The organism is Streptomyces sp. NPDC047453, assembly GCF_040643155.1.
Classification (GTDB): Bacteria; Actinomycetota; Actinomycetes; order Streptomycetales; family Streptomycetaceae; genus Streptomyces.
Genome location: NZ_JBEYTS010000129.1, coordinates 1 through 9,858 on the forward strand (window position 1 = coordinate 1; position 9,858 = coordinate 9,858).

Sequence of the window (9,858 nt, forward strand, 5' to 3'; positions counted from 1 at the left end):
AACTTCGGTGCGAAGTCCATCGACGAGGTCAAGGCGAAGCTGGCCGGCCTGGGCCTGGCCCTGAAGGACAGCCCGCCCGGATTCGACCCGACCGCCGCCGCCTTCGACGCGGACGACAACGCGGGCACGGGTTTCGTGGAGACCGAGCAGTACTGAACGCTGCGCCGGGTCGCGGGGGAGCCAGGAAGGCAGAGGAGCCGGCGATGAGCACCGGCCGACCGCACCGGCTCCCCGAGGGCCCCCGGTGGAAATGCAGATGCCCAAGCCCTACAAGCCCGATCAAGATCGCTTTCGCCCATGTCCCTGGCTGGAGTGAAGGAGAAGGGACGGGGCGGGATGGGCGGCGCGGCTGCGGCCGGGGATGGAGGCGCCGCTCAGCCGGTTGCGCGTCGGCCGGGGCCTCCCCGCCCGTGCTGCGTCAGTGTGACGGCGAGGTTAGGCGGGGAACGTCGGCGGGGGAGAGGTCAGGTCGGGCGCGGTGCCAGCGTGCGGGGTGCCGCCACCGGTCGGAGGCGTCCCGGGCGACGTCCACGCCGACTTCCAGCGCCAGCTCGGGTTCTACCAACGTGACGTTCAGCTTCTCCCGGCTGCCCCACTCGGCGGAGGACGACCAGCCTGTCCACGGATGCCCGCGTCGTTTCGTAGCGAGCAGGACGACGACCGCAGTGCCTGCCGCCTGGGTCAGGGTCGTGGTGGCCGGCGTACTGAAGTCGGCCTTCGTTGTGGTACCTGTCGAGTAGCAGTGCTCTTCGGCTGCCGGTGAGGGGTTCGCCGATGGGCCAGCGGGTGGCCGTGTCCCACAGCCTCACCCCGTCGTTGCCGCCGGTGGTGATAAGGGTCCCGTCGGGCGAGAACGCGAGACCCTGAACCCAGTCTTTGTGGCCGGTGAGGGGCTCGCCGACGAGCCGGCGGGTGAACGTGTCCCGCAGCCGCACTGCTTTGTCGTCCGGTCCTGAGCGTCCCGACACCCTCACCCCGGCACGAGTTGGCCGACTGGCGGGGGAGCGAGGGGGATGTGTCCGGTCATGTCGTGGAAGGTGGACTGGCGGTCGTCGCTGGGGGGAGGATGGCGTAGCGGGCGCGTGATCTGTCGGACAATGGTCTGGTGTGGATGTTCCGAGAAGGGATGTCCTTGGGCCGGGGTCCAGACGCGAATCCCGGCCCGATTGCGGCGGGCCGGGATTCTGTGTTGTGCGCCTGGCCGGAGGGCGCCGGCCCGATTACGGCGGGCCGGGGTTCTCCAGCGTGCGCATCACGCGGTTGCTGGTTTTAGTCTTCGTCGAATCCGCCGAATTCCCCCTCGCCGAATTCGCCGAATTCGCCCTTCCCGTGGTGGCGCTTGATGACGCGGAAGCTGCCCACGACTCCGTTCTTGACCCTTACGCCGTCCTCCATCTCCTCGTGGTGCTTCTTGTGGTGCTCGCCCTTCTCGTGCTCGCCCTTCTCGTCCTCGTCCCGGATCTTGCCCGGGCGGACGGCGTTGGCCTCGCTGTGGGGGCCGACGGTGGCGATGGGGGCGCCGTTGTCGCAGGTGACGCCACGGAAGAACTCGACGGTCTGCTTGCTGTCGTTGCGGATGTTGAAGCTCTTGGAGCCCAGGCCGCTTACGACGGTGATGCAGCCGTCGGGCACGGCGGAGAACGACCGCTCGTTGATGAAGATTCGGCCGATCCTGTGGTGGCGGCGCTTGCCGTGCTCGCCGTGCTCGCCGCGCTCGCCGAATTCGCCGCGCTCGCCGCCTTCGCCGCCGCGGCCGCCGCCGCCCTCGTTGCCCTTGCCCTGTCCGCCCTCGCCGCCCATCGGGGCGTAGGCCGGGGCGGGGGCCTGCTGGACGACGGCCGGGGCCGTCTGGGGGGCGGGGGCGGCGGTGGCATAGGTGATGCCGGTCGCGGCCAGTGCCGCAGCGGCCGCCACGGCCGCGACGGTCGCGTGGGAACGGTTCATGATCATGTCGCTTGTTTCCTTCTGAGACGGAGACTTGTTTCCTTCTGAGACGGAGAGAGGAGCGCCCGCTGTGGCAGCCGGTGCGTGATTGAACGTACTAACGCCCCCTATTGCTGTCATATCGAGCAAGTCAGGATCTCCGATTTTGTGGGGCTGATCGGGGTATGTAGAGGTCCTGTACGCCGTTCGGAAGAAGGGCTGAGTGGCCGTCAAAAAATCCACTCAGTTTGGAGATTGAATGACAATTAGCCCTTGCGGGTGATCTTCTGACGTCTACTCACCCGCCGTGGCGGTGGGTTGCCGGGAAGTGTCGGCGAGTCGCTGCTTGACATGTGGTCTGGCGTAGGAGTTCCAAGGAGGCCACGTGAACGGTGACTGTCCGATGAACGCGGCCTGCCCCCATGAGCGTCTGGCGCCGCTGGAAGCAGGAGCTGGGCCCCGACACCGACCCGGACTCCTTCGCCTACCGCCCCCTGCACAACCGCTGGCACACCGTGCTGAAAGGCGGACTCAACCCCGAGTCGGTCGGCGACGTCCTCACCCGCATCGGCGCCCGCGCCCAGCTCGACATCCGGCGTCGGAGGCCTCCGCAGCAGCGGCCACGCCGCCGATCACACTCGCTTTGTCAGAGCGACCCCGAGGCCATTCCATCTGTCAGCGATGCACCGACGCACGTCTAGGACCGTTAGCCAGAGGGCAGCTGACCGCTACCTTGCACCATGGGACAGAGATAGAAGGCCGGGCCCATGTTCGAGCCCGATGCTGGCGCGGAAGCAGTTGAAGCGCCGCCTACGATGGCCCCGTGACAGCCCGCCGCGCCCTTGCCACCGGCCCCCAGGCCGCGCACACCATCCGTGCCGCCCAGGCCGACCTATTCGGCGCCCTCCCCGGAGTCCGTCTCCCCGACCTGGACGAGCTGAGGACCGCGGCGTACTCGGCGCCCACCCAGTGACGACCCCGGCCTCCCGGCGGACCCTCGGCGCCGGCGGCCGTGCCGACGACCACCGACCCGCCTGACGCGTACCCAGCACGAGCCGCTGAGGGGCCGATAGCGTCTCTCCGGTGTCACAGCTATGCCGATATCCGTGACACCGCCTGAGCGCAGCCACAACCGCCCGCGGTGGTGGGCGGTGTGGGGGTGTCCCTTCGTTGCCGGGTGCCGGAAGGCGGCTGCTCCAGCCGTCTGCCGTGTCCTGCAGATAAGGTGCCGTGCCCGTACGGCCATCATGTTGAACCGTGGACGGTCCTTGGCGTCGCCGGTCCGCGTGACGTAAGAGAGCGAGGCGTGGATGCTCAAGATCCTGCCCGGTGTGTGGGAGGCGGCCGAGGGTGTGTGGCGTGGGCGGCGACGTGCGAAGGCCCGCAGTCGCTTCGGCGAGAAGCCGGCCGCAGTCATACTTCCGGCGCCGGGGAGCCTGATCGTACCCACTTCGGCGGGCCAGGGGATCGGGAACATCCCGGGACGGCCTGCGAGCGGTGTCACGCAGGCCGGCCGGTGAGTTCCCACGCGCGCAAGAACCGGGCGGGGCGGGCCGGGCGCCCGTCGGTGTGGCGGCGCATTCCCTGGGAGGCCGGGGCCGGTAGGGGGCCTGTGGGTACGGTCATCGTGGTGGTGGCCGTCGGCAGCTGGCTGTTGGCCCACCGGTGGAGCCTGGTCGCCGTCGGTGTGCTCGCGGTGCTGGCCGGCTGCGGCTGGCTCTACCAGAGGCGTCGCAGTGAACAGCGGGAGGCGGCCCGCGCGAAGGGCCTGCGCTACACGATGCCCCAGCTGGACGCCCTGGACCACTCCCGGTTCGGGGAGGCGGTGCGGGAGTTGATGCGCCGTGACGGCTGCTGGGACGCCCGCATCGGGGCCGACGACGCGCTGGGCGCCGATGTGAAGGCCACCGACCCCTACGGGCGGCGCTGGGTCATCCAGTGCGAACACCGCCACAACGGCCTCGCTGGCTCCGCTGTCGGCCTGTCGGACCTGCAGGTCCTCGACGCCACCGCCCGCCGGGTCCATGGCGCCGACGTCGCGGTGATCATGACGAACGGCCAGGTGACCGCACCAGCCGTGGCTTTCGCCGAGCAGCAGCGCCTCCACGTGGCCGACCGCCACACCCTCGACGTGTGGGCGTCTACCTCACGCCCCTTGTGGGAGCTGCTCGAGGCCCTCCCACCGCCGCGCAAGCCGACCACCGCTCCCGTGGACTGAGTACAGCGGATGCCGCCCCGCCGCACGCCCCGAACGGCCCCCCGGCACACCGGTCCCCGGCATGACTCGGCCAGCGCGTCGCCGGTGTCCGGCGTCGTCGGCGGATTCGGCACTGGTGCCGTTGGCGCCTTGGGCGAGTCCGCACTCCGGTGCGGGGCGGTACTCATCTCCGTAGAGACAGCGGGCGTGCTCCGTCAGGGTGCTGTGCATGGGCTGGAGCCTACGGCGTCGTAATCCGCCAGATGGAACTTAGCCCCAGGTCAGCCCATGATCGATCTCAGCGCCAAATCCTGTACGGGAACTACTCGGCCCCGTTACCGGCCGGGCACGCGTGCCCGGCCGGGCCTCGGAGAGCACGGCCCGGTGCTGGAACGGGGCGAGTGCCCGCGCTGCAGCGGCCGGACCGTCGACCTCCCCGGCGGCTAACACACCGACTGAGAGCCTCGCGGGAATTCGCGTAAAGCCCACCAGGCGGCCCCTGGAATCCGCCAGGGCTGGCTGAGGACGTTATCCATTTTTATCGCTGAGGTGGCACTGTGTGTCCCCGCGCTCTCTGATCTTCAAGCCCTCCTCGCTGTTGCAGTCCACCCACCGCTTTTCCTTCCAGTCGGCGGCGAACCACTGATCCGGCTCCCTAGGGAGTCCCTCGGACCTGAATGGCTGTCCGTTGTTATCGATGACAGCTGTGTCTTCCTTGTTATTGGCGTCAACGTATGTGGCCCTGATCGTCCACTCGCAGGTTTTTCCTGTCGGAACTTCTCCAACGACCAGGAGAGATGTGGGTGGTTCGCCATTGCCGAGGACGATGTCCTTAGTGCTGATGGTCCCCCTGGGGCTTGAGCCGTCTTCCCTCAGGTCAAAGTTAGCGCTTTCGACCGAAGAGACCCCCTCGCCGCTCATGCTGATGACGGCGTTGGCCTGGGATTTACGGCACCCGTGCACGTCGACCGTCATGCCAGTGATGCTGACATAGCCCTTCCGCCCGGTACCGAGCGTGATCTTCACGGGCACGCCCCATCCCACAGTAGCGGGCACCAGGGGCCTTCCGCGTTGTGCTCGGATTACGTCGCGCAGGCGACTATCCTCGAAAGAGGAAATCGGCAGCTTATTGTCGAATACGACACTCTCAGTGTCCGTGTCGACTTCCCCGTAGGCGAGGTAGCGGACGTTCACGGTGAAGGGCGGTTCCTTCAGGTCTACTGCGCTCTCTGCGTCACGTTGGGCTTGCTCGTTCTTGGGCGCTTCCTGGCGTTGCCCGATTCCCTCGACCTTGGTTCCTGCGTAATCCGTTACCAAGCTCCATGCAAGCCCGGTTGCGAGTGCTACGCAGAGGGCAGAAAGGCTCAGGTGAGCAGCGTCCGGGTTAATTCCGAGCTTGATGAGGAATGAGATACGGGGTCTACCCGACGGAGTCACCGCCGAGTCAGGCCGCCGACCCTCCTCGTTCCCTGACTGCGCCCGGGAACTTTCATCCGGCTCCATGTCCTCCCCCACCTTGTCGGCCAGCTAATAGCGGTTCTCTCAGACTTCGGAGTCCTACCTCGGACAGCAGCCGCAGGGTAGCGGCCGGGGAACCACAGCGCGGGAAACTGCCCTGTTACCAGCGGTCGTTGAGTTGTGCACCGGTTCCATGGTCCTGATCATCGACGCGTACGAGTACGGCGACTGACCGACCGACGCGAGCCCCCACGGCCGCCGCTGGAACACCGATTCCAGCGGCGGCCGCCGCCGTTGCAGCTGCCATGCCTTCCTCGCCGCTGCGTCGGCATCACCGGCGTACTGGAGATCGCCGGTCTGTCGGGCGTCCGGCACCTCGACCTGTCCGCGCACTGCGCCCCGGCGATCTCCGCGCACGCCTTCTGCGCCGTGCGCCGGCTGCGGTACCTGGAGTACTTCCACGACCACGTGCGCGTCGAGCACCTGCTGTTCGACGGCACCCTGTCGCCCGAGGGCGGCGCCCTGCGCCCCGACACCGGTCGGCCCGGACTCGGTCTCGACGTCAAGTGGGCCGACGCGGAGCCACACCGCGTCCACGGCACGCGACCGTCCTGACCGGACCCCCGTACCACGAGGAGATCCGACCCCCGACGGCAAAGGCGACGCGCGACGTACCCACCAAGACCCGCCCCGAGATCGCGGGACCGCCTCGTCAACCGGCCCACCCGCGAACAGGGCCTGGTCTCCGGCAGCGGCACCGGGGCCCGGCACAGGGTCCGGGCCCCGGCGCGCGTCAGACCACGGCGGCGATGGAGCGGCCCGCCCAGTCCGGAGCCGGCTCGGTCAGCTCCGTGAAGCGGTGCCGGACCGGCTCCGGGAACTCGGCGGCCCGGCCCGCCTGCTGGTCGACGTGGACCGCGAGCAGCTCGGTCGTCGCCACCGGCGCCGCGTCGGGCGCCGGGTCCGACTCCGGTTCGGGCACCACGTACATCTCGTGCACGAAACGCGCCTTGCGGGCCGCCGCACCCAACACGCGGGTGCGGATGGCCAGATGCGCGGCCTCGGGCACGTCCCTCAGGTAGCGGATGTGGGACTCGACCGTGTAGAGGGAGCAGCCCGTGGACGCGCGGTAGCCGGAGTCCAGGCCTGTCTCGATCATCAGCGCGTCCGTGGCGTGGCCGAAGACGAGGGCGTAGAAGGCCTCGCTCATGTGGCCGTTGTAGTCGATCCACTCCGGGCGGACGGTGCCGCGGAACAGCGGGAGGTTCGTCATCGGGCGCCCTCCTCGCGGTCCAGGCGGCCGGTGGCGCGCAGTACGTCGATGACGCCCCGGTCGCGTTCGGCCACCAGGTCCGCGATGGAGCGGCCGTCCGCCGCCTCGTCGCAGCCGGCCACCACGGCGTCGTACAACTCCTTGTCCAGCTCCGGAGCTTCCAGGCGCGTCCACGGCGACTTCAGCGACGGGCCGAAGTGGTCCAGCATGTGCGCCATGCCGCCCTCGCCGCCCGCCAGTGCGAACGTCAGCATCGGCCCCATCACCGCCCAGCGCAGCCCGGGGCCCTCGGTGATCGACAGGTCGATGTCCCGGACCGTCGCCTCGCCGCTCGCGACCATGTGCAGCGCCTCCCGCCACAGGGCCTCCTGGAGGCGGTTCGCGATGAAGCCCGGCACCTCGTTGTCCATCGTGATGACGGACTTGCCCGCCACCTCGTAGAAGCGGGCGGCCCAGGCGACCGCCGCCGCGTCGGTGCGCTCGCCGCCGACCACCTCGACGAGCGGAATGAGGTAGGGCGGGTTGAACGGGTGGCCGACGACCAGGCGCGACGGGTCCGCGGCCGCGGTCTGCATGTCGGTCATCGGATAGCCGGAGGTGGAGGAGGCGATGACGACGCCGGGCGGTGTCGCCGCGTCCAGGCGAGCCAGCAGATCGCGCTTGAGGTCGAGCTTCTCGGGCGCGCTCTCCTGGACGAACTCGACGCCGGCCACAGCCTGTTCGAGGGTGCCGGCCACGGTCAGCCGGTCGGCCGAGGCGCCCTCGGCGAGGCCCAGCGAGGTGAGGGCCGGCCACGCCGCGTCGACCAGGCGGCGCAGTTTGTCCTCGGCGTCGGGTGCGGGGTCCCAGGCGGTCACCTTGTAGCCGCGCGCCAGGAAGTGGGCGACCCAGCCGCCGCCGATGACTCCGGCGCCGACACAGGCGACACGGCGGACGTTCTCGGGTGCGGTCGTCCCGGGTGTGTTCATGAGGGGGATCCTTCGTCGTCGCGGCGGGCTACTTGCGCGGCTTGAGGCCGAGGGTGGCGCGGGCCTCGTCCGGTGTCGCGACGCGTGCGCCGATCGACTCGGTGATGCTCACGGCCCGCTCGACGAGCTGGGCGTTGGTCGCCTTCTTGCCCTTGCCGAGGTATAGGTTGTCCTCCAGGCCCACCCGGACGTGCCCGCCGAGCAGGATCGACTGCGCGACCCACGGCATCTGCATCCGCCCGAGCGCGAAGCTCGCCCAACGCGCGCCGTCCGGCAGCATGTTGACCATGGACTGGAGCACCCCGGGGTCCGCGGGCGCGCCCCACGGGATGCCCATGCACAGCTGGAACACGGTCGGGTCGTCGAGCAGGCCCTCGGCCAGCAACTGCTTGGCGAACCAGAGCTGACCCGTGTCGAAGATCTCCAGCTCGGGCCGCACGCCCAGCTCCTGGATGCGCCGCGCGCCCGCGCGGAGCATGTCGGGCGTCGAGACGTAGAGGTTCGAGCCGTCGCCGAAGTTGAGTGAGCCGCAGTCCAGCGTGCAGATGTCGGGCAGCAGGTCCTCGACGTGCGGGAGGCGGTCCAGGCCGCTGACGAGGTCGGTGCCAGGGAGGTGGGTGAGCGGGTCGTCCGGGTCGATGACCAGGTCGCCGCCCATGCCGGCGGTGAGGTTGATGACGACGTCGGTGCCGGTCTCCTTGACGCACTCGACGACCTCCCGGTACAGCTTCGGGTCGCGGGACGGGTCGCCGGTCTCCGGATCGCGTACGTGGATGTGGACGACGGCCGCTCCGGCGGCGGCCGCCTCCACGGCGTTCCTCGCTATCTGCTCCGGGGTGACGGGCACGTGGGGGCTCTTGCGGACGGTGTCGCCCGCGCCGGTGAGCGCGCAGGTGATGATGACGTTCTCGGTGATGGGCATGTGGGGGCCTCCCGAATTGTTGCCGCTCAGGGCTACGGAGCCAGGATCGTGTGGGTGACGTGGGTGGTGAGCGCCGCGTGCATCGCGTCCGCGGCACGGTCGGCCGACGGGCCGCTCACCGAGAGGACGTGCGTCGCCAGGCCGTCGATCAGCGCGGTCAGCGTCAGCGCCGCCGCCTGCGGGTCGGCCCCGGCGCGGAACACGCCCTGTGCGACACCCCGGCGTACGACGTCGGCGACGGTCTCCCGCCACTGCCGGTAGTACTCGGAGTGCAGCCGGCCCACCGCCGTGGAGCGCGCGGCCTCGGACCACAGGTCGAGCCACACCGCCCACTGGCGGCGCTGCTGCGCGGTGCGCGGCGTCTGCAGGGCGATGAGCTGGCGCAGCTCCGCCGCCGCGTCGTCCGCCTCGGCGAGGAGGGCGGCGCGGCCCGCGGTGTCCTCGTCCATGCACCAGCGCACGGCCGCCTCGAGGAGTTCGGCGCGGCCGGGGAAGTGGTAGTGGATCGCGGCGCTGCTGGTGGCGCAGGCGCGGGCGATGTCGGCGACCCGCACCGCGTGGAAGCCGTGCTCCGCGATCAGCCGGACCGTCTCGCGGACGATCTGCAGCGGTCGCCCGCCCTCGACCTCGGCGGCCGGCGCCGGGGCCTTCTCGCGGGGACGGGTGCCGAGCAGCCAGCCCGCGTCGACCCGGCCCTCGTCGGCGATCCGCGCCAGCTCCGCGGCCGTGAAGCGGCGGGTGCCACTCAGCGAACGCGAGAGCTTGGACGGATCCATGACGACCCGGCGCGCGAACTCGCGCTGGCTGACGGCCGCGGCCGCGATGACCTCGCGGACGCGGGCGGCGGTGTCGGCGTTCGGTGCGCCGTCGAGGACGTCGTCGGTTTCCACGGGGCACGACCCTAGGCATGTGTTGCGGAAAACTCAACATACGGTTGAGTAGACCTACCGGCAACCAGCCATAACCAGGCCGTGGGGGGGCGGGGCGGGGGGGGCCGAGGGGCCCCCACCACCCGGGTACCCCCCCCCCCCCGGGGGCCCGGGCCGCGCCGCCGGGCCGGGCGCGGGGCGTGGGCAACGTGGGGTTGCCCGCCACCCCCACCGGCCGCGGGGCGGGG

The 9,858-nt window shown here is 70.2% G+C and carries 10 protein-coding genes and 2 pseudogenes; 5 read left to right on the top strand and 7 right to left on the bottom strand.

All coding sequences use genetic code 11. The features are described 5' to 3' along the window. Positions 1–156 (top strand): annotated as a pseudogene (locus tag ABZ818_RS41190) (DNA-directed RNA polymerase subunit alpha); the annotation flags it as partial. Positions 157–464: 308 nt separating this feature from the next. On the opposite strand, the gene ABZ818_RS41195 reads toward ABZ818_RS41190, so the two are convergent. Together ABZ818_RS41195 and ABZ818_RS41200 are read right to left on the bottom strand one after the other, a co-directional pair. Continuing rightward, positions 465–974, bottom strand: a complete 510-nt coding sequence (locus tag ABZ818_RS41195) for a hypothetical protein (protein WP_361427020.1) — start codon at positions 972–974, stop codon at positions 465–467. A 295-nt stretch (positions 975–1,269) separates the two neighbouring features. After that, positions 1,270–1,950, bottom strand: coding sequence for a hypothetical protein (locus tag ABZ818_RS41200; RefSeq protein ID WP_361427023.1), 681 nt, complete (start codon positions 1,948–1,950; stop codon positions 1,270–1,272). A 395-nt stretch (positions 1,951–2,345) separates the two neighbouring features. On the opposite strand from ABZ818_RS41200, the gene ABZ818_RS41205 reads away from it, so the two are divergent. The 3 genes from ABZ818_RS41205 (at position 2,346) to ABZ818_RS41215 (ending at position 4,141) form a co-directional block, all read left to right on the top strand. Next, complete coding sequence (locus tag ABZ818_RS41205; protein WP_361427026.1) at positions 2,346–2,624, top strand: hypothetical protein; 279 nt, start codon at positions 2,346–2,348, stop codon at positions 2,622–2,624. 122 nt (positions 2,625–2,746) lie between these two features. Further along, entirely contained in the window at positions 2,747–2,896 is a 150-nt protein-coding gene (locus ABZ818_RS41210) for a hypothetical protein (RefSeq protein WP_361427029.1), read from the top strand. 639 nt (positions 2,897–3,535) lie between these two features. Then, positions 3,536–4,141: a restriction endonuclease gene (locus ABZ818_RS41215; RefSeq protein WP_361427032.1), complete on the top strand. Its 606-nt coding sequence runs from the start codon at positions 3,536–3,538 to the stop codon at positions 4,139–4,141. Between the two features lie 507 nt (positions 4,142–4,648). Here the strand turns inward: ABZ818_RS41215 and ABZ818_RS41220 are convergent. Beyond that, on the bottom strand, positions 4,649–5,623 hold the full coding sequence (locus ABZ818_RS41220) for a hypothetical protein (RefSeq protein ID WP_361427035.1): 975 nt from the start codon (positions 5,621–5,623) through the stop codon (positions 4,649–4,651). 273 nt (positions 5,624–5,896) lie between these two features. Here ABZ818_RS41220 and ABZ818_RS41225 point away from each other — a divergent pair. Beyond that, positions 5,897–6,193: pseudogene (locus ABZ818_RS41225) on the top strand (enolase C-terminal domain-like protein); the annotation flags it as partial. 178 nt (positions 6,194–6,371) lie between these two features. Here ABZ818_RS41225 and ABZ818_RS41230 read toward each other — a convergent pair. Genes ABZ818_RS41230 through ABZ818_RS41245 form a run of 4 tightly spaced genes read right to left on the bottom strand, consistent with a single transcriptional unit; the run spans position 6,372 to position 9,631 of the window. Next, positions 6,372–6,851 (bottom strand): thioesterase family protein, encoded by a 480-nt coding sequence (locus tag ABZ818_RS41230; protein WP_361427038.1) that lies wholly within the window; start codon positions 6,849–6,851, stop codon positions 6,372–6,374. Beyond that, positions 6,848–7,819 (bottom strand): 3-hydroxyacyl-CoA dehydrogenase NAD-binding domain-containing protein, encoded by a 972-nt coding sequence (locus ABZ818_RS41235; RefSeq protein ID WP_361427041.1) that lies wholly within the window; start codon positions 7,817–7,819, stop codon positions 6,848–6,850. The genes ABZ818_RS41230 and ABZ818_RS41235 overlap by 4 nt, the downstream gene beginning before the upstream one ends. A 28-nt stretch (positions 7,820–7,847) precedes the next feature. Further along, positions 7,848–8,741: a 3-keto-5-aminohexanoate cleavage protein gene (locus tag ABZ818_RS41240; protein WP_361427044.1), complete on the bottom strand. Its 894-nt coding sequence runs from the start codon at positions 8,739–8,741 to the stop codon at positions 7,848–7,850. A gap of 32 nt (positions 8,742–8,773) precedes the next feature. Next, positions 8,774–9,631 carry a TetR/AcrR family transcriptional regulator gene (locus tag ABZ818_RS41245; RefSeq protein WP_361427046.1) on the bottom strand — a complete coding sequence of 286 codons (858 nt, stop codon included), beginning with the start codon at positions 9,629–9,631 and terminating at the stop codon, positions 8,774–8,776. Positions 9,632–9,858 lie beyond the last annotated feature (227 nt).